The organism is Mucilaginibacter sp. KACC 22773, from assembly GCF_028736215.1.
In the GTDB taxonomy this organism is placed as follows: domain Bacteria; phylum Bacteroidota; class Bacteroidia; order Sphingobacteriales; family Sphingobacteriaceae; genus Mucilaginibacter.
Genome location: NZ_CP117883.1, coordinates 5436224 through 5456998 on the forward strand (window position 1 = coordinate 5436224; position 20775 = coordinate 5456998).

At 42.3% G+C, this 20775-nt stretch carries 16 protein-coding genes and 1 pseudogene; 10 read left to right on the forward strand and 7 right to left on the reverse strand.

The window, feature by feature from the left end:
* Nucleotides 1–23 precede the first annotated feature (23 nt).
* Together PQ469_RS22480 and PQ469_RS22485 are read left to right on the forward strand one after the other, a co-directional pair.
* A complete protein-coding gene (locus PQ469_RS22480; protein WP_274209673.1) occupies nt 24–1919 on the forward strand; it encodes a hypothetical protein in 1896 nt (631 codons plus the stop codon).
* Between the two features lie 8 nt (nt 1920–1927).
* The gene (locus tag PQ469_RS22485; RefSeq protein ID WP_274209674.1) at nt 1928–2419 is read left to right on the forward strand and encodes a hypothetical protein; all 492 of its coding nucleotides are present in this window, start codon (nt 1928–1930) and stop codon (nt 2417–2419) included.
* Nucleotides 2420–2973: 554 nt separating this feature from the next.
* Here the strand turns inward: PQ469_RS22485 and PQ469_RS22490 are convergent.
* Entirely contained in the window at nt 2974–3339 is a 366-nt protein-coding gene (locus PQ469_RS22490) for a hypothetical protein (protein ID WP_274209675.1), read from the reverse strand.
* Nucleotides 3340–3378: 39 nt separating this feature from the next.
* The gene (locus tag PQ469_RS22495; RefSeq protein ID WP_274209676.1) at nt 3379–4302 is read right to left on the reverse strand and encodes an IS4 family transposase; all 924 of its coding nucleotides are present in this window, start codon (nt 4300–4302) and stop codon (nt 3379–3381) included.
* A gap of 308 nt (nt 4303–4610) precedes the next feature.
* Between PQ469_RS22495 and PQ469_RS22500 the strand changes: the two genes are divergently transcribed.
* The 6 genes and pseudogenes from PQ469_RS22500 to PQ469_RS22525 all read left to right on the forward strand — a co-directional run bounded on the left by PQ469_RS22500 (nt 4611) and on the right by PQ469_RS22525 (nt 11650).
* Nucleotides 4611–6620, forward strand: a complete 2010-nt coding sequence (locus PQ469_RS22500) for an RHS repeat-associated core domain-containing protein (RefSeq protein ID WP_274209677.1) — start codon at nt 4611–4613, stop codon at nt 6618–6620.
* A gap of 4 nt (nt 6621–6624) precedes the next feature.
* On the forward strand, nt 6625–7086 hold the full coding sequence (locus PQ469_RS22505) for a DUF4304 domain-containing protein (protein ID WP_274209678.1): 462 nt from the start codon (nt 6625–6627) through the stop codon (nt 7084–7086).
* Between the two features lie 1058 nt (nt 7087–8144).
* A complete protein-coding gene (locus PQ469_RS22510) occupies nt 8145–8609 on the forward strand; it encodes a YciI family protein (RefSeq protein WP_274209679.1) in 465 nt (154 codons plus the stop codon).
* 67 nt (nt 8610–8676) lie between these two features.
* A pseudogene (locus PQ469_RS22515) lies at nt 8677–9296 on the forward strand (DNA alkylation repair protein).
* Between the two features lie 409 nt (nt 9297–9705).
* Entirely contained in the window at nt 9706–11187 is a 1482-nt protein-coding gene (locus PQ469_RS22520) for a PAS domain-containing sensor histidine kinase (RefSeq protein WP_274209680.1), read from the forward strand.
* Between the two features lie 16 nt (nt 11188–11203).
* Complete coding sequence (locus PQ469_RS22525) at nt 11204–11650, forward strand: response regulator (RefSeq protein ID WP_274209682.1); 447 nt, start codon at nt 11204–11206, stop codon at nt 11648–11650.
* Nucleotides 11651–11768: 118 nt separating this feature from the next.
* On the opposite strand, the gene PQ469_RS22530 is transcribed toward PQ469_RS22525, so the two are convergent.
* The 3 genes from PQ469_RS22530 to PQ469_RS22540 all read right to left on the reverse strand — a co-directional run bounded on the left by PQ469_RS22530 (nt 11769) and on the right by PQ469_RS22540 (nt 16315).
* The gene (locus PQ469_RS22530) at nt 11769–12749 is read right to left on the reverse strand and encodes a type I phosphomannose isomerase catalytic subunit (protein WP_090652384.1); all 981 of its coding nucleotides are present in this window, start codon (nt 12747–12749) and stop codon (nt 11769–11771) included.
* A gap of 523 nt (nt 12750–13272) precedes the next feature.
* Nucleotides 13273–15288: an NAD-dependent DNA ligase LigA gene (ligA, locus tag PQ469_RS22535; RefSeq protein ID WP_274209684.1), complete on the reverse strand. Its 2016-nt coding sequence runs from the start codon at nt 15286–15288 to the stop codon at nt 13273–13275.
* Between the two features lie 121 nt (nt 15289–15409).
* Nucleotides 15410–16315, reverse strand: coding sequence for a DUF6263 family protein (locus tag PQ469_RS22540; protein WP_274209686.1), 906 nt, complete (start codon nt 16313–16315; stop codon nt 15410–15412).
* Nucleotides 16316–16467: 152 nt separating this feature from the next.
* Here PQ469_RS22540 and PQ469_RS22545 point away from each other — a divergent pair, with 152 nt between their 5' ends.
* Nucleotides 16468–16716 (forward strand): hypothetical protein, encoded by a 249-nt coding sequence (locus tag PQ469_RS22545; RefSeq protein ID WP_090652387.1) that lies wholly within the window; start codon nt 16468–16470, stop codon nt 16714–16716.
* A 275-nt stretch (nt 16717–16991) separates the two neighbouring features.
* Here the strand turns inward: PQ469_RS22545 and PQ469_RS22550 are convergent, their stop codons facing one another.
* Complete coding sequence (locus PQ469_RS22550) at nt 16992–18776, reverse strand: DUF885 domain-containing protein (protein WP_274209687.1); 1785 nt, start codon at nt 18774–18776, stop codon at nt 16992–16994.
* Between the two features lie 84 nt (nt 18777–18860).
* Between PQ469_RS22550 and PQ469_RS22555 the strand changes: the two genes are divergently transcribed.
* Nucleotides 18861–19334: a DinB family protein gene (locus tag PQ469_RS22555; RefSeq protein ID WP_274209688.1), complete on the forward strand. Its 474-nt coding sequence runs from the start codon at nt 18861–18863 to the stop codon at nt 19332–19334.
* A gap of 93 nt (nt 19335–19427) precedes the next feature.
* Here the strand turns inward: PQ469_RS22555 and PQ469_RS22560 are convergent, their stop codons facing one another.
* A complete protein-coding gene (locus PQ469_RS22560) occupies nt 19428–20747 on the reverse strand; it encodes an alpha/beta hydrolase (RefSeq protein WP_274209689.1) in 1320 nt (439 codons plus the stop codon).
* Nucleotides 20748–20775: the final 28 nt, after the last annotated feature.

The following is a 20775-nucleotide window of genomic DNA, read 5'->3' on the forward strand; positions in this document are numbered from 1 at the left end:
CCCAAGTTTTTATTCCTTGTCATATGCATTTTAAACCCCTCACCTTAGCCGTCTTGTGCCTGCTTGCCCTGTTTTCAGGTTTGATGAAAGCCGGTGCACAAACACAACCTTCCTATGTACCTCAAGTTATCCCGCCATCGCCCAACGCGGCCAGCCTCATGAAATTTACCGATGTCCCGGTAAGCCCTTATACCGGCACATCAGATGTATCGGTGCCTATTTATACCATCCAGGCTAAGGGGCTCAATATCCCTATTGGTTTAAACTACCATACCGGCGGCATCCGCCTCAACGAAGAATCAGGATGGGTAGGGCTCGGATGGGCCTTAAATTGCGGGGGAATGGTGTCGAGGAACATTCGTGGCCAGGATGATTTTACCGGTACTTATTTCGGCGGCGGGGTACCATTTATGCCCGGCGATCTTGCTAATTATCAGCCGGCCAATGTGGGCCAAACGGATGCCCAACACCCCGGTCCGCTATTTAACGTAAATAAATATGTGTTTGATTTTAACTGCAGTTACCTGGTTTATTATACCAATGGTACTACTGCCGATTATACCACACCTTTTTATTCTATTGGCTCCAATAGCAGCAGTAACTGGGACCTGGAACCCGACAGCTACAGCTTTAATTTCCTGGGGCAAAGCGGTAAATTTATTGTTAAGCCCGATAAAAGCATTGTGCTGGAAAAACAGGACAACGTACGTATCCAACTGGTAAAAAACGGTACAGGATTAAGCGACTATGTATTTATAATTACGGATGACCAGGGCAACCGGTATTATTTTAACGACAGGGAGTACGGCGGTACGGCAAGTGATCCGGGCCATGTGAGTTCCTGGCACCTTTCTAAAATTGTTACCCAGCAAAACGATGTAGTTACCTTTAATTATACCGCAAATGGCAGTTTGTATGTTCCCGAACAACAGGTACAGGCTTTTAATGTGGGCTGCAGCAATTCGGGGGCCCAGAGTTTTCCCACCCCTGCTACCTTGTACACAAATTCCATGTTGCAAAGCATCGATTTTACCAACGGTCAGGTACAGTTTGTTTTTGATAATGTGCGGGAGGACCAACAGGGCGGCAGTAAACTGAACGCCGTTAAGATATATTCGAAAAGTACAGCCGGGCTTAAATATGTTAAAGAGCACAACCTGTATTATTCTTATTTTGGTTATACCACCACTACCAATCAAAAACTGGAACTGGAAAGGCTTAAGCTGGACAGCGTTAAAGAAACCGGCACGGGCATATCCGCTAAGCCTTATAGATTCGCCTATAATATGGCAAGTAACCAGGTAGGTAAGCATATTTATGATATCGACCACTGGGGCTTTTACAATGGTTTCCATGGCAATACCACCCTTGTACCTACCGCCCATACCTCTTATTCAAAAAATGGCAGCGGTGGCTTTCCGGTTGATTACAGCGGGGCCTACCGCTCTCCGGATTCCACAGCCATGCAGCTGTTCTCGCTGCAACAGGTGACCTATCCTACAGGTGGCAAAAGCGTTTTTACTTACTCGGCTAACGAATATGATTATTATAATTCATTAACAAGTGGAATAAACTTTTACTTGTTTCACTTAAATTGGAAAACTCTTGCAGTTGCTCATGTCACTTTGCCAACATTATATTTTGAATTCCCAAGATTAACAGTGTTGTTTGGGGGGACAGATAAGAATCCAGACTTCGTATCTCCCGCGATAGCCGCCGGTTTTATGGCGAGAGCAGTAGATCGGGCTATCAATATGACCGATGAATGGTATGATAATCTTGATGGGAATGCTAATGAATGGGAAATAAGGGGACAATTCACGAAAAATTTAATAAATTTAGTTGTACCAAAAGGAGGGCGAGTATCAATCACACCTTTTTATAAATCTGTTACTGTAACTCCATATACTACATTATAATTTAAACCATGAAAGATTTACCATACTTTTTAATGCTTGTAAAAAAAAATGCCATTTTATGGACGATCATTACAACCAACAGCTTTGCGAATGTTGATTTAAAAAATACTGTTCATGGTTTTTGGACAAATCAATGTTTAGAGATAAGAAATTTCTCATTAAGTCAGGATGAAAAATTTAGTAGGGTAGAAATAACAATCACCGAACCTTATACCACAATAGATTTTTTTACGACAAATGACAAATACTTAAAAAACACCACGTTTTACTTTGATAGGGGGGGGATTTCAGACACTCAAAGCCCATATGCTATCGATAATATTAAAGTAACTAATATTCAAAAGAAATTAGGCAAGTTCGACATGGGATTAGAATTACCTGTTGATATAAACGTTATAAATTCCAGCGTTTATGGCAACGCGATTGCCATGACAATTTATAAAAAGAATTGGTTGGAGATATTGGATAAAATGAAAGACATTGATCCATTTGAACATTGACAAACCCCAGCTACCGCAAGCGTTTTTCGCTGCCGCAAGCCTCCGGGCTTGTGGCCCGCAGATAGGTAAACGCCATGCTAAGTAATAAATATGCAACACCCGGATGTTAAATTTCATCCGGGTGTTTTTGTATAGCGGCGGTTCGCGTTAAGGATTGCAGTGAAAAGCCCACAGCGCGGGCAGGCCGGGGCGGCAAAGGCAAAGCGAGGACTTGTAACGAAAAGCCTGCCCGCCGTTGCCGCGGGTTTGTAACTCATGGTATAACAATTGGGTTAACATGTAAACCATTGTTTTTTTTATAATATATTGATAATCAAAATTTTATAAAATATTTTTTGAATTATGTTAAGTTATGTTAACCCCAGTTGTCCGTAGTCTTCCGCTGTTCGAATGTCTCTGACTTCGAACGGCTATGCTTGTAGTTTACAACTACAGTATTTTCGCCAAATAAATATGCAACACCCGGATGTTTAATTTCATGCGGGATTTTTTGTATACCCGCAGCTCGCGTAAAGGATAGAAACGGATACCGGCCAATGTCATTAAGTTAAGGATTATCCGGCTCTTTTATAGTTAGTTAAGGTCTTGTATTTTCCCGATCTTCGTTTTAGGTTTTTTATTCTGGGGACTTTTCTGTTAGGTCTTACAGGTTCGGTGTATCGGGCAAAGAGGTTTTCAAGCTTTGTCGGAATTTTTTCCGGGTCATCAAAGAGCAGTAAGGTTACAATCCGGTTTTTCATCAATCCGAGAGCCGTGTTTTTGTTTACCTGGTGTGGATATTTACGCTTAGAATCAGTTTTATCGATTGTCGCTTGTGACGTTTTTCCTATGATTTCCTGTAAGTTAGATAAGAAAACGGTTGCATGAAAGTCCTGTAGTATTGTTTCAACCTTTTGCCCGCTGAATGCTTCTAATTGCAATTCATTTTTTAATATGCTTAACCTGGTTTCAATTCCCCATCACATAAAATAGAGTGCTTTAAATTCACTATGTGGGTATTTTTGCTGATCAAACAAATTGGTAATCAGTACTTCAATTGTGCCGTCATCCAAAACGACCCGAATAAAACGTACCGCTATAGTGGCTTTTGCTTTTACAAGGAAGCCCTGTGCTTTCAGACTTCGGCGAGGGGCTTTATCAGCCTTAAGAGTACCCATTGCATCGTCAAGCCCACTTTTCACAAACGCAATTACCTCTAAGCTAAATCCTACAGGACAACGCATTAGAAAAGGTTGTGGCTGTTCCTTGTTCTGATGATGAAAGATGCTCTCAAAACCAGGATACGCACGATCATAGATCAATAACATGTCCGGCGCATAAGTGGGCAGCCAATGAGCTGCGATCTTTTGTTCAGACATACTAATCGGATACATGTTCGCCCTGACAATAATTTTATTTAATACATCAAATGCACATAAAATCCGGCTTAATGTTGCTGTTCCCCGTTGATTTCCATGTGTCCCGAAATGCTTTGTTACTTCTTTATTATCAATTAGATACGAAGTGGATCCATCTATTGCAATCAGCCGCATTTCTTTCCACCGTTTAACTTCATTCTTATAATGAACATGAAAACTATCTATTAAAATACTATTTAAACAACTGAAAAAGAAGCTATTGATCTTTGTTCGTTGTTGACAAAAAGCTGATTTACTTGCCGTAAGTTCTTCAGCATCTATATGATGGAAAAAATCGGAAATTTCTATATCATAACTCCTTTTAAAGAAATTAAGCAACATGCCGACCACAAACTCAAAAGGCAGTTTCCGCTTCCTGGTAAAGTCTTTAGGAGAGCTGGTAAACATTTGTTTTAATTCACTATGCTGGGAAGAAAGTGTAATAAAGTTCCGTAAATCTGAAATGATTTTTAAGTTTGCTGACATACCACAGTTTTTTGATTCCTAACCATAAAGAACCGGATTTTATTCGGTTCTGAACTGTGGTCTTTTTTACATTCCCTTAACTTAATGACATTGGGATACCGGCCTGTGGCCAATGCCTCGCGCAGTATGAGTGTATAGCCTGGCGCCGCTTCTACCGGCGGCGTACGCCATTATTAAGTCAAAAGTTAAAATTCAAAAGTCAAAAAATACTGTATTACCTGGGCGGCTCGTCTGCCTTAAGCCCCTACAACTATGATGATGTATCCATTGGGTACAACTTTGTAAAGCAGGTAACCTCCAATTACCGGGTGCATTATATCAGCAATGCTGCCAAAACGGCCAGGATCCAGAAATTGCTATCGTCCGAAAGTTATTCGTACGATCATATGGGCAGGCGCAGATCGAACGCCAGCCAGTTGCAGGACAGTACCAATACCATCCAGGGTGCTGTACGGGTATCGCTGGCCAGCTATAATGAAACCGGGCAACTGATTAAAAAAGGGCTGCATTCCATTAACGGTACATCGAACTTTTTACAGAACCTGGATTACCGGTATAATGCAAGGGGATGGCTGACCAACATCAATAACCCCACCCTCACAGCCGATGGCGGTACTACCAATACCGACCTTAACGACCAGTTTGGTATGGAGTTGAAGTACGATAACGCCACCTCATCGCGGCCGCAGTACAACGGTAACATAGCTACTACTACGGTAAAAACGGGCAGCGTGTCGGGCACATCGTTCAGTGCATTTACCTATGATTACCGGTATGATAAGCTGAACCGGCTAAACGACGCGGTATCCACCACAGCTACCACCAAAGATGGTTTTCATAGTGAGTATGTCACATATGACAATATGGGCAATATTACCAACCTGGGCAGGTATGATAAGATTGGTCCGAACCGTACCGCGATTGATACATTGACGTACACCTACATCGGCAACCGGGTAGACAGGATTGACGATGCATCGGCCTATGCAGGCACCTTCGGGTTTACCAATGGGGTAAGCCAGGCGGGGGAATATACTTATGACGGCAATGGCAACCAGCTGAAAGATTTGAACAAAGGTTTGACGGGCTTTACGTATAACCTGCTGAATCTGCCGCAAACGATCACTAGATCGAACGGGAATACCACTGTTTATATTTATGATGCAACAGGCCGTAAGCTAAGGAAGTTGTTTACAGCGGGGGCGACCACTACAACAGATGAATATATCAACGGCATCCAATACGAATATACCGGCAGTATGCCGGTTCTCGCATTCATCCAGACCGAGGAAGGCCGTGCGCGGAAAAACGGGACAACTTATGTTTACGAGTACGACCTGAAAGACCACCTGGGCAATACGAGGATCACCACTACCTGGGACCCAGCAGATGCTACGCAGCTGACACCAAAAAACTCTCAGCATACCGATTATTATGCGTTTGGATATGCCATACAAAGTTTACAGGGGACTATATCAAGTCCTAAAAATGTATATCTTTATAATGGGAAGGAATTACAGGAGGAGACGGGATTGTATGATTATGGCGCAAGGTTCTATGATCCGGTGATTGGCAGGTGGACGAGTGTGGATCCGTTGGCTGAGATTAGTAGGAGATTTACTCCCTACAATTATGGCGAGGATAATCCGATTAGAAATATTGATCCTGATGGGAGGTCTACGCAAGATTGGCTGGATGCAAATGGACTTACTCAAAATGATTTAATAACGGTTTATCAAGCCCCTGCCCAACAAGAAGACGACCCTAAAAAGAAAAAGGAGCAACCAAAGTCGAAGCCGAATCAGTCTAAGCCTGCTCCCCGACTTAATCCGGACTGGTTTTATAGTATCCCAGTTCTGAGTGAAGCCTCAATGACGAATGATAGTTTTCAAAATGGTGATTATTGGGAAGCAGGAGTACATCAGGTAACAGGAATATTAGAATCATTTCTATTTGCAGAATCCGAAGCCGTGTCATTGTGGGATTCATTTACGGGGATGTTTTCGAAAAAAGCAGCAACAACAGCGGTTGATGTTGTTGCTGTTAATGGAGAAACAGCTGCTACAGCATTAGGCAGGGCGATGCACAAAGCATATAAAAAAGACTTGGTTGATGGGGTTACTACAATTAAAGAATTTGTTATTCCTAATACTCTTAAACGAATAGATTATATTGATTTTAATACAAGAACGATTTATGAATTAAAGCCTAATAACATTCGTGCGCTTAAAGCAGGAGAAAAACAATTATTAGAGTATAAGAGATTAATTGAGAAGGAATTTGGTAGTGGATGGAAAACTGTATTAGATAAATATTAAGAATATGAATAAAGAGGAGTTGATTTTAGAGATTGATGCGGAGCTTAAAAAGCTGGGGTTCCAAAGAAAGTCAGGAAGTTGGTATCTTAATGAGAAAGAAGTAATTAAAGTGGTGAATTTGCAAAAGTCAAATTATAGTGATCTTTATTACGTAAATATAGGTGCTTATTTTAAAGAAATAGACGGAAAAGAAAATTTCCCTAAAGAGCAACAATGTCATATTCGGACTAGACTTAATAGCTGGATTGTAAATTCTCAAGTGGACTACAACTATCTTTTTGATTTAGATACTTTAAATATTACTGAACAAGAGTTTCGTTTACAGATAAAGAAATGTGTAAGTGACAATATCATCCCACAATTAGAAGCGATTGATACAAAAGAAAGAATATTGAAAATAATAGATAGAAATCCGACGTTCTTAAATACTATACCTTTAAAAGTTAAAGCGTATTTGGGTATGTAAAATAAACTGTGTCAGCCCCAGCTACCGCAAGGTGTGCCGTGAATTACCCCCCGCTACCGCGAGGGCTTTTTGAACCCCTTTACCGCGAGGGCTTTTTGAACGCCTCCTGCTACCGCAAGCGTTTTTCGCTGCCGCAAGGCTCCAGCCTTGTGGCCCGCTGATAGGTAAACGCCATGCTAAGTAATGAATATGCAACCCCAAGCTACCGCCAGGACTTTTGAACGCTACCGCAGGCCTCTTGGCCTGTGGTACGCATGCAAGGCAGGGTGCTCGTTGGATAATATAAAGCTATAGAATAGACAGAGCCTGGCCGGGATGCCGGGCTTTGTTATTTAATGGGCAAATGCCTTTTTCGTTTTATTGTAAGCCAGTGCCATATCAATAAAGTAATATACTTTATCCTTTTCCTCGTTTGGCAGGGCTTCAATATCTTCCATCCTGCCCCCAGCTACCGCAAGCGTTTGTCGCTGCCGCAAGCCTCCGGGCTTGTGGCTCGCTGGTAGGTAAACGCCATGCTAAGTAATAAATATGCAAATCCCGGATGTTTAATTTCATCCGGGTGTTTTTGTATACCCGCAGTTCGCGTAAAGGATAGAAACGGATACCGGCCCGTGGCCTAACGCCTGTGCTGTATGAGTGTATAGCCTGGCGCCGCTTCTACCGGCGGCGTACGCCATGATTTAAGTTAAAATTCAAAAGTCAAAAATGCGCAAACCTCACTATTCAAAATCTCCAGGCTTCGAATCACTATGCCCGTAGCTTAAGGGATGCTTAAAGCAACCGATAATCTTCGCTCCGATAAATCAGAGCTTACGCGATCCGGATACATCACTGTACTCGGTTTCAAAAATCCAACTCACCAAGGGGTAGTTGCTTCCCGAAACCCTCAGGGTCGTTTTACAAAGAGACCCGAGGGGACGTAAATGACTAATGACAGCGCAGCGAAATGACCAATGACAAGCGAAGCGCCAATGACCAACAACAGCGAAGCGAAATGACTAAGGAATTGCATCATTCATCCTGATAAATGTATATTTGATAAACCAACAAACCCTTACATGAAAAAGCTTATCCTCATCATTGCAATAGCTACGTTAAGTATCAATTGTCTTGCTCAAAAACAAACTAAACCGGTTTACGATGCTGCACTTGCCAAAAAACTGGGCGCCGATAAATACGGGATGAAAAAGTATATTATGGCTTTTTTAAAGGAAGGGCCAACCCGTTTAACAGATTCGGCAGCGCGCTTGCAATTGCAAATGGCCCATTTAAAAAACATATCTAAACTGGCCGATGAAGGCAAATTAGTTGTTGCCGGTCCTTTTTTGGATGACCAGCCCATCAAAGGCATCTTCATTTTCAATGTAGCAACCATTGAAGAAGCAAAAACCCTTACCGAAACCGACCCGGCAATAAAAGCCGGTTCGTTGATAATGGAATTGCACCCGTTTTATTGCTCGGCAGCCTTAATGGAAGTAGTAAGAATTCACCACACACTTGAGAACGCGAACTTTACCGATTAAGGCAATGCAGGCTGACGAAATTATAGAACTACTTAAGCAACAGGCCAACCCAACCTATCTTACCGGTATGCAGCGTTTTGGCATAGACAGTTCCAGGGCACTTGGCGTTAAACTCCCTGCTGTACGCAAATTGGCTAAAAGTTTAAAAAAGACCATGTGCTTGCACAGCAACTTTGGGACACCGGCGTTCATGAGGCGCGAATTATGGCCTCGCTGGTTGACGACCCGGCATGCGTTACCGAACAACAAATAGATAGCTGGACAAAAGATTTTAATTCGTGGGACCTGTGCGACCAGGTATGCGGAAACCTTTTTGACCGCACACCTTTTGCCATTGCCAAAGCCATTGAGTTTAGCACCCGGGAAGAAGAGTTTGTTAAACGCGCGGGTTTTGTTTTAATGGCCGAATACGCTGTACATAGCAAAAAAGCCGACGACGATATTTTTATACCTTTTTTTGCCATTATGGAGCGTGAGGCCTGGGACAGCCGCAATTTTGTTAAAAAGGCCATAAACTGGGCCCTGCGACAAATAGGAAAAAGAAACAGCACCTTAAAAGCCGTGGCAATTGCCGCCGCCAACCGTATTGCAAATCAAAATTACAAATCGGCCAAATGGATTGGCTCCAACGCCCTTGCCGAGCTGATAATTGATAAAAACTCCCTAAAAAAATATAAACCCTCATAAAAAACAGGACATAAGCCTAAAAACCGGCCATTCTTTCGGTTTTTTGCGATAATTTTTATTATTTATTAAAAATTTCAGGTCAGCAAAGTATTATCTCATTCCATTTTAGCGTTTAAAGTGCAAAAAATACACTTCCCGTTACAGTTAAAGGAGGTTATTTAACAATATCTCCCTTATAAATACCTGAATTTCCGGTGCGCAATTTTTATTTTGTAATTATCAGTATCAGAGTGATTTATATGATACCAAATACTATATTTGAAATCCCATAATTGTTCAAAAAAAATAGTGGTTTGGTTAAACGTAAACAACCAAAGGTTGTAAATAAAGTTATTTTATAATTATGGCACATATTTTATTAATAGCATGTTGCATTAACTAAATAAAGGGGCTATTTTATAGTATTAGTATGAGTTTTTCTGAAGGGCACAAATTTTCTGACGATAGCAAGCAACACCTTGCCCAAATCATCGATAATATAAATGCCGGCATTTGGGAATACAACATTACAACAAAAAACATCAAGTGGTCGGTAGGGTTTTACACCGTTTTGGGATACGAGCCGGACGAGATAGAATGTTCGAACCATATATTTTTTGAACATTTACTATATCACCAGGATAAACCTGCTTTTTTAACAGCCCTGAACAACCAACCTTCAACTTCAACCCAACCACTACAAATCAGGCTACTCACCAAGCAGTCGGGCTATCATTGGTTTGAGAGTACGGTAAAAAAATACAATGACGAAACCGGGCAAATCATTTACGGATCGATCATTAATATTAACCAGTATAAACAGGCCCAGATACAGGCGGCGCACAATGATTTAGTTTATAGCGAGGCCCTTAAAATTGCCAAATTGGGCAGTTGGGAGTTGAACGCACTTACCATGGGCCTGTCCTTATCAAAACAGTTTTATGATATTTATGAGTTGCAAAACCATGTTAAGCTTTCACTGGATGAGGTTATCAGCTTTTTTGAACCGCCACACCGCCCGGTGATTAAAAACGCTATTGACAATGCAATAGAATATTGCCAGCCTTATGACCTGGAATTGCTCTTCCGATCGGCAAAAAACAATGTAATTTGGGTAAGGGCCAAAGGGATACCCATTATTAATGATTTTGGCAAATGCATTACCATAAGGGGAATTATACAGGATATTGATAATAAAAAACGCAAGAACCTGGCGTTGGAATCGTCGTTAAATTTATTGACCGACCAAAACAGGCGCCTGCAAAATTTCGCTTACATTGTCTCGCATAACCTTCGGTCGCATGCAGGCAATTTACAGTTCATGGTAACATTACATGATGAAACCGAGCTTCCTGACGACAGGGCCGAAATTTTGTCGCATATTAAATCAATCAGCGATAGCCTAAGTGCTACCATTGAGCATTTAAACGAGATAGTTCAAATTCAAACCGAAATTACCAATGAGCGGACGGTAGTTGATTTTGAGACTGTATTTAAAAATATCATATCGGCATTAAAAAGCAATATCGATACGCTTGACGCCACCATAACGTATGATTTTAGCAAGTGCCCGCAAATACATTATATCCCGGCCTATATGGAGAGTATTTTGCAAAACCTGCTTACCAATGCACTTAAATACAGTTCGCCGGAGCGAAAGCCCGTTATAAAATGCCACACTATAAAAGAACGGAACCATATTTACCTCTTTTTTGAAGACAATGGTATTGGCATTGATATGGAGCGATACGGCGATAAAATGTTTGGCATGTACAAAACCTTTCATCAAAACCCCGACGCAAAAGGTATTGGGCTATTTATAACCCGCAACCAGATAGAGGCATTGGGCGGCACTATAAAAGTAGACAGCACCGTAAACATTGGCACAAAATTTACTATTAGGCTGGTATAAATAATACCAATAGCAGATGACAGCAGAGAAGGATCCCGTGGGGGTGTGCTTAATTGACGATGATCAGGTTTATACTTTCGGATTTAAAAAACTAATCAATTTAAGGGGGCTTAACAGCCGGGTAATTAATTTTTGCGACGGAAGCCAGGCCATTACCTGGTTAACAAACCCGCATAACAGCGACAATTTACCAGATGTAATATTCCTGGACATTAATATGCCTAACATGGATGGCTGGGATTTTTTGCGGGAATTTGCGGAAATAAAATCCCAATTGGGCAAAAAAATCACAATATATATGCTCAGCTCATCTATCAACCTGAACGATATTTACCGGGCAAAAAAAATTGCCGATGTAGCAGATTATATTTTTAAGCCGATAAATGAATATCAGCTGCGCGCAATTATAAACGTACTCCGGGAACAGGATGCTGGTTCAAATATAAGCAAGTATAAAGCTTAATGATTTACATATGACATAGAATTCGTATTCGTTGATTAAATCAACGAATACGAATAATTTTCATTTTTCAGACAGCTTTTTAGTCTAAAAAGCACTTACTATATTAATATTATGCTTGTTATTCGATATAACTTTCTAATATTTTAAAGCCACCGGTGGTCTTCAGTTCAATTTTATCAATGCTTTTGGGCAGCAGGATGCACTCGCCCATTTTTACCGGGTAGGTTTCGCCGTTATAGGTTACGTTATAAGCGCCTTCAACGCAAACATGTACCACAAACGAATCAAGCGCCGAATAATCTTTCGCGGTGCTTTTGTCAAAATCAAGTATGTTGGTAGTAAAGTAAGGGCAGGTTACCAAATGAACGGTTTCGTCTTTTTGCGGCTGGTATATGGTTTTATATTCCGGGTAGTGTTTGTAATCAATAGCAGCCAATGCTTCCTGGGTATGTAGCTCACGTTTATTGCCTTTATCATCTACCCTGTCAAAATCGTAAATGCGGTACGTGATATCGGATGTTTGCTGAATTTCGGCAATTAGCAAACCTTTGCCTATGGTATGTACCCGACCGGCTGGTAAAAAGAACACATCGCCGGCGGCAACATCCTCTTTATTCAATATATCCATAATATGGCCGCTGTTTAACGCGTCTACATACTTCTGCTCCGTCATCTCCTGGTTAAAACCAGCTATCAGCGTCGAACCCGGATCGGCTTCAATAACATACCACATTTCGGTTTTACCGAATGAGTTATGGCGTTCCCTGGCCAGTTTATCATCCGGGTGTACCTGTACCGACAGGTCGTCATTGGCATCAATAAATTTAATCAGCAAAGGAAAAATATTACCAAAATGGTCGTAAACCTTTTTACCAACCAACTCGTCTTTATATTGCTCTAATAAATCAGCCAATGATTCGCCATCCAGCACGCCGCCATTTACCACAGATACATCCGATTTTACGCCCGATAACTCCCAGGTTTCACCACAGTTTGGCAAATCGCCATAATCTTTATGCAAATAGGTTTTGATCTTTTGACCGCCCCAGATTTTATCTTTATATATGGTTTTAAACTTTAAAGGATATAATGCCGACATAGTAGTTTGTTGCTTTTGCCCGCTAAGTTAAAAGTTTAATATAAAAAGCCCCAAATAACTTTTAAATCGGCAGGGAGTAATGGCTTTTAATGCAGAGATAGGCAAAACTATCAATATCGAATACAGGTCATTGCGAGTATCCACCAGCCCTGCTGGAAAAAATAGTAATGACGACTATGGATACCACAACCTCCTCTATACCGTCATTGCGAGGCACGAAGCAATCCCGAACTATGTTGGACTAAGCACGTAGGGGATTGCTTCGTGCCTCGCAATGACGGTAGTTTAGAACATTCGTTTAACTATATCCGTTGCGCGTCATAATCTTTTTTTAGGTTTACCTGATAGATATCCGTATGACATAATTGTTGTCGAGTTCTAAACCCAATGCGTCATTCCTTTTTTTTTCCAACTTAGCTGGTGGTTACTCGACATTCGGTTTATTTATTGATAAGAACCTGAAAGATGCACACACAGCAAACCTCAGTACAGGAAATTTATATCATCAATGATAGCCCTACAATTACGCAATCAAATCCAATAACTCCTGATCGCTAATAATTGGGATATTAAGTTTTTGCGCTTTTTCGAGCTTGGCTGGCCCCATGTTATCACCGGCGACCAGATAATTCAATTTTGCCGAAATGCTGCTCAAAATTTTGCCTCCATTTTGTTCAATGATATCTTTCAGTTCATCGCGCGAAAATTTTTCAAACACTCCCGAAATAATAAAGCTTTGACCCGCTAATTTTTCGCTGGCCAGGGTTACTTCTTTTTCTTCGGCTACAAATTGCAGCCCGGCATCTTTTAATTTCTCTATCTCCTGCTTATGTTTTTCATCGTTAAAGTATTCCGCAATACTTTGGGCTATCCGGCCGCCAATTTCGTCGGCTGCGGTAAGTTCCTCTTCGGTGGCAGCCATCAGTTTATCAATGGTTTTAAAATGGAAAGCAAGTTTCCTGGCCACCGTTTCGCCAACATACCTTATGCCCAATCCAAACAGTACTTTTTCAAAAGGCATCTGTTTTGATTTTTCGATACCATCCAGCATATTACTGATGGATTTTTCGCCAAAACGTCCCATTTGCTTTAATTCAGCCGCGTGGGTATGCAAATCATAAATGTCGCTGATGTGGTTTATAAACCCGCGAGAGTGCAGCCTTTCTATAGTTTCGTCGCCCAGGCCATCAATGTTCATGGCCTTACGGCCGATAAAATGCTGCATTTTGCCCACAATCTGCGGCGGACAGCCCTCATCATTGGGGCAATACCATGCGGCTTCGCCTTCGGTGCGCAGCAACGGAGTGTTACATGCAGGGCAATTGGTGATGTAAGCTATAGGTTTGGCATCGGGCTTGCGCTTGTCTAAATTAACGCTAATGATCTTGGGGATGATCTCCCCTCCTTTCTCAACAAATACGGTATCGTGCTCGTGCAATTTAAGGCGTTCGGTAATTTCATCGGCATTGTGCAGGGTGGCACGCTTTACGGTTGTGCCGGCCAGCAATACCGGCTTTAAGTTGGCAACCGGGGTAACCGCGCCGGTGCGGCCTACCTGGTAAGTTACCTGTAATAATTCGGTTTCTACCCGCTCGGCTTTAAATTTATAGGATATGGCCCAGCGCGGCGACTTGGATGTAAAACCCAGCTCCTGCTGTTGCGAGTAATTGTTTACTTTAATAACAATGCCATCAATATCATAGCTCAGGTTAAACCGCTCTTTATCCCAATGGCTTATAAATTCCAGCACACCGCTAATATCGTTGCAAAGCCTGCTGTGGTTATCTACATGAAAGCCCCAGCTTTTTACGGCCTCCAGGCTTTCCCAATGGGTTCTAAATAAGGTTTTCTCGGTGTATAAGCCATACAGGAAACAATCAAGCGGTCGTCTGGCCACCTCAGCCGAATCCTGTAGTTTCATAGTCCCCGACGCAAAATTACGGGGGTTGGCATACGTCATTTCGCCGTTATCTGTACGCTCTTTATTTAAACGTTCAAAAGCTTTCAGGTGCATAAACACCTCACCACGAATCTCGAACAGGTCGGGGTAATCGCCTGAAGTCAGTTTTTTAGGTATGCTGTGTATGGTGCGTACATTGGTGGTTACTTCATCGCCTTGTGTACCGTCGCCCCGGGTTACTGCACGCACCAGTTTGCCGTTTTCGTAGGTTAAGCTCATGCTCAGGCCGTCAAACTTAAGCTCACAAACATATTCAAAACTATCACCGATAGCTTTGCGAATGCGCTGGTCAAACTCTACCAGTTCCTGCTCGTTATAGGTATTACCTAACGATAGCATGGGCCAGCGGTGCCTTACCGTTACAAATTCTTTGGTAACCTCTCCGCCCACCCTTTGCGTAGGCGAATCGGGGTCTAAAAATTCGGGAAATTCCTTTTCAAGCTTGTTCAGTTCTTCCAGCTTTTTATCAAAATCAAAATCGCTGATAGTAGGCATAGCCAGCACATAATAATTGTAATTGTGCTGCTTCAATTCGGCGCTAAGGGCCTTAATCTGTTTTTTAGCTTCGGCGGGTGACATGGTACGAAGGTAATAAATTAGTCAATTGGTTCATGGTTCATAGATCATAGTTCATGGCTTTTTTGAGGTTGGTAAATTTTTCTACCATGAACTATGAACCATAGGCCATGAACCGAATGAACTACTTATCAGTAATAACCGTCTCACTCACCATGCTCATCGGGAAGGTAGCGCCGCCGGGGGCATCTGGATTGTCTTTTATGGCAACCGTGCCGCCTATGCTTTGCTTTATTTTCGATTCGGTGATCCAGCCAGTAACCCTGTCGGCTTTAACATCTGATGTCATGGTGCCTTTCATATTATATTTCATCTGTGCATCTGGCGGGGCGGGGATAGTAGTTATGCTGCCTTCGCCATGAATTATGTAGCTGGCGGTAGTGGCATCGGTTAACTGGTATACCATAGCTACATTGGCCTTCATGGTGCTTTGAAGGGTAGTATTTATTGTCCACTTATCATTCCGGGCAACCGGCGTTTCGGGGAATACGGCTGTGGACATTTCGATACTGCCTTTGATAGCATTACTCCCAAATGATTGGATAAACTTTGCCTTCAGTTCCTCCTTCTGCACGCCCTGAATTTCCTGGAAACCATCCAGTACAGATGATATCATCCGCTCCACATTATTAACCGACCGAATTTTGCCGCTCCTGGTAAACGTAGCCGTAAATGGCTTATCAATTAACGCGCCCAACATGGACGACATCAAATCAGCCGGATCTCTTTTTTCGGAATCAAAACTAACAGGCCCCTCGGGCAGTTGCATCTTCATGGTCAGGAATTTATAGGTAACCTCCATATAGTACAGCGAATCATCAGCACTAAGTACCTTAAAGGCTGTTGTACCCGTTACTGTTACATCAATATGGTTTACCTGTCCGTTTATGGTTTGCGTTATGGCCGATTTTGTGGTGGTAACCATGTTATAGGTATTCCCTTTTGTTAAATTTAAAACAAGTTTCAGCTTTTGCCCCTGGCACGAAATTGCAGCAAAAAACAGCAAAAACAAGTTAAACAGGTACTTCATAGTTGGTAGCTTATAATAGGCTAAGATATTATAATATTTTGGCTAAAAAATATGCTAAAACACAGCAATTTATTAAAACTAATTTCGTTAACTTTATAGTAACCAATTTGACTTTAATTTTTCAGGCATTTCAAGACCGAAAGGAGGCATTTATGTTACAGCAAATAGCATTTATACCACAGCATCAGTTCCACGTGTTAATCAATTTTAAAAATGATGAGCGCGCGGTAGCTGTTTTACCCAACGAAGCAGGAAAGTTCCGCGTTGTTGACCAGGGTAAAGTTATTGCAGAAATTAATTTTGACAAAAACCGCAGCGATGTGGTTTGCAGCCGCGGAAAGTTAGGCGCCAATGTTATGGCTCAACTGGCCAACCAAATAAAAAACCATTACGCATCCTAAGTAAAACAGGTAACAAAGACTTTGATAGTTCATGGATAATGGCTCATGGTTCATAGTCCATGGGAATTTATTGTTCATGGGCTATCTTTTTTTTCGACCACGTTTATGGCGTTGCCTTCGGCCGGGCTATACGCTCATACTGCACAGGCCTTAACCACGTTTGCCGGTATCCGCTTCCATCCCTAACGCTTTTGTCTGAATCAAAATTTTCAGGATTTAAGAATTAACAGAATTTGGCTTCATCAGCTTCAGTAGGCTAACCATATACAGTATCCTTACTCCTTCTTCGCTGGCTGCTTGGCCAGCATGGCATCCTTTATAAATTTTACCGGTGCGCTGCCGTAGCTTAAAAATTTCTCGTTAAACTCTTTTAGCTTATACTTATCGCCCATTTTTTCTTTGTAGGCGTCCCTCAAATCTGTAATTTCTTTATAGCCGGTGTAGTAGCTGGTGAGCTGTACGCTACTCACGGTTACACGCTTCCACTTGCCATCAGCTTCGGCCTGTTGCTGAAAAGCTTCGGTGGTGAGCATTTTAATAGCCTGCTCCTTAGTCATGTTGCCGCTGTGTACGCTATAATCTAAAATAGTATTACATACCGATCGCAAGTTCCATTTGTACCACATGAGCAACATTTCGGGCTCATTGTTACCATAACCGGCGTTCAGCATCATTTCTTCTGCATATACGGCCCAGCCTTCCTGCATTGCGCCGTTGCCAAATACCGCTTTTATAATACTTGGCGACCTGTTGGCATACACCCCCTGTACATAATGACCAGGAACGGCTTCATGAATGCTCAATATCTGGATGATGTATTGGTTATACTCGCGCAGGTAGCTCTCCGCCTTTTCTTTAGGCCAGCCCGAAAGGCTGCCCACGTTGTAGTACGAATTGCCGTCTTTATCATACGGGCCGGGGCCGCTCATGGATGCGCCGGCAACACCGGCCATATAACCGGGCTCCTTGCGGATGATGAGCGGCTTTGTTGCATCAAGTGTTAACAAGTCTTTTGTCCGCACAAAATTATTCAGCTTCGGGATCAGCTGCACAATGGCCGATTGAAAATCATCCGGTTTAACATGATTTCCAGATAGGGTATCTATCATCTGGCTTATCATTTCAAGGCTATCAGCAGGTATCGCCTTTTTACCAAAATATTTTGGCCATAGCTGCCTGCTTATTTTGGCCATTTGCTGGTGAACATATTTTTTACGCTGTACAGCAGTATTGTAAACCTGCTGCGCGGTTTTGGCTGCCACAATCTCGTACTTAAATTTATCTTCGTACAGTTCCCGCCCCAGCCTAAAGTTGCGGGGATGTTCGTTTTTTAAATTCTTCAGCCATTCGGCGTAATCCTTTATCGCTTTAACGGTAACCGCGGCCCTGTCAACCATCAGCTTTTGTTCGGCCTTGGGGATAGTGGTTTTTTGCAGCGAATCGGCAAAATCTTTTCCTATCACATCCAATCCGCCCAGGTTTTGTTCAATGGCCAGGCTCACCAGTTCGGTTACCGGGTTTTTAATCTGTTTTTCGGCATCCTTATAAAACAGCGGCACGTTTAACATGCGCTGGTAAAAGTTACGCAAACGCTTTGGCAGCGGCGCATAGTGCTCGTTAAGGATATAAGCAAATGTGCTGATTACATTATAGGATGATGGATCCCACTCGTAGCTTTTTAATTGCTTTATCTGCCACTGTGCATAATCCAGCTGATTTTGCATCATGTTGTAATCAATGCGGTTACCTTCGTTAAGTGTATTTACATCAAAGCGGCTCAGGGAGTCCATTTGCACTTTGGCAAAATCAAGCATTTTATCGCGGCTTTGATCGTTAGGGATATATAGTAAGCTATCGTATTTATGGTATCCGGCAGTTGTTGCCCAATCGGGGTTTAGCTTCCATAAATTTTCGAGGAACGAGTTTTCATAAACGGTGAAAGCCGCATCGTCTTTAGCGAAATCGGGCCCCCGGCCGGCGCTTTCTTTTTTGCAGCCGGTTAAAGCCACCATGAAAAATACAACGGCCAGTGTTATTTTTAATAAAACGTTTTTGATCACGGGATAATTGAATTAAAATGCCGCATAAACTTAAAACATTTAAGCTGAATAAATCAAACCGTAAACTATTTTGTTACCTTGGGTATGATGAATAATGATCATGAAATATTGATAGATGAGGTAGTTCATCTGTTGCAAGGCGGAAATGCGCATGCCGACATAAAAAAAGCATTACAAAATTTGCCCAAAGCGTTAAGGAGTGTAAAACCTGATAAACTCCCGTATAGCATCTGGCAACTGTTAGAGCATATCCGGATTGCACAATGGGATATGCTGGAGTTTTGTAAAGATGGCAGCCACCAATCGCCCGAATGGCCGGATGGCTACTGGCCAAAAGAAACCGGACCGGAAAGCGACGAGACATGGGAAAAATCGGTAAAACAGATTGACAAAGACCTTGATGAGTTGATAAATCTTGTTAAAACCGGCAATTTGTTTACAAAAATCCCGCACGGCGACGGACAAAACATATTACGCGAGGCCCTGCAGGTGGCAGACCATACAGCTTATCACATCGCAGAGATTATTGTGATCAGGAGATTGCTGGACGCGTGGTGAAGCCCCCTACCCCCCTGAAGGGGGAACGAAAGGTTGAATTTTGGCTATTCATTTTTAAAGTCCTCTCCTTTGGAGAGGATTTAGGTGAGGCGCTTACCTCACCCGCTTTACAAAACTGATAACCGACTTTATAAATTCGGGTTTGAGGGGCAAATCAGGGTCTTTGTAAGTGGCCAGGTTTTTATCCTTGTCGGCCGGCGCTTCTTTTAAAACATGGTTCATCTCGGGGATGATATCCAACACAGCATCTGATTTGGCTTTCTTCAGTTTTTCTGCATTAGATACTTTTACCTGTAGATCTGTAGTGCCCTGCACTATCAGTATCGGAATTTTAAGCCTTTTGATAGCCCGGGTAGGGTCGTACCTGAACCACGACATCAGGTACTTTTGAATACCCGGCCTTGCTATAAAGTAAAGGGACGGATCGATATTATCGGTTGTTTTACCTCTTTTTAAACTGTCGAGCATCCGCTTGAAACCTTCCGAGATATGGGTGGGCTGAGATTTCATTTGCTCGGTAAGAATATTATCAGCCGAATCGCCGGCACCGGCAACGGATATAAATCCTTTAACCGGCTGGTCTATTGACGATAGCATACCCACCAGCGAGCCCTCGCTATGCCCCAGTATAATGATCCTCGAAAAACGCTCATCCTCTGTTAAAAAATTAATCAGGTTTACGCCGTCTTCCACATAATCTTCAAAACGCAGCTGGTCTTCTGTGGTCGAACTTACACTTTTACCTACCAGGCGTTTATCATACCGCAGGGACGCTATGCCGCTTTTTCCCAATTCATTAGCAATCATTTTATAGGCGTTTGTGGCCAGGCCCAATTTGGGGCTGTTGCCATCCCTGTCTGTAGGGCCCGATCCGGCAATAATAATTACTACAGGTATTTTGCCGGTTACGTTTTTGGGCATAGTTAAAGTGCCCGATATGCTGCCGGCAAGATTTTTCACCAATACAGGTGTCTCTTCAACAGATGGATCCATCGCAAATGTAACAGCAGGACTACTGGTAGTTGAAGCTGTTACATCGGCAGGTACGCCTTCAAACGGCTTTAAAAACAAACCTGTAAACTGGTTTTTATCATTTAACGCTATATTTAATAAATAGGTCCCTTTGCTAAACGCTGCTTTGTATGAAGCTATCGGGCTTGCAAACTTTACAAAATCGGTACGATCAAGGCTCCCCATTTGCGCTTTTAACTGCAGCGTGGTGGTTTTAAAACTTTCAAGCGGCAGGCTGGTTTTCATTTCGGGACTAAAGTAGTTGAAAATGCTATCGGGCTGGTTGGTGTTATACAAATGTATAAACCTGTTAAGCGCAACTTTATAATTTGCAGGCTCTGTTTGTGCAAATATGCGGCCTGCAAAACAAAGCAGCAATACTAAAAAACTAACTTTCTTCATGTTATGATATTCAAAAAGGGCTATTGCC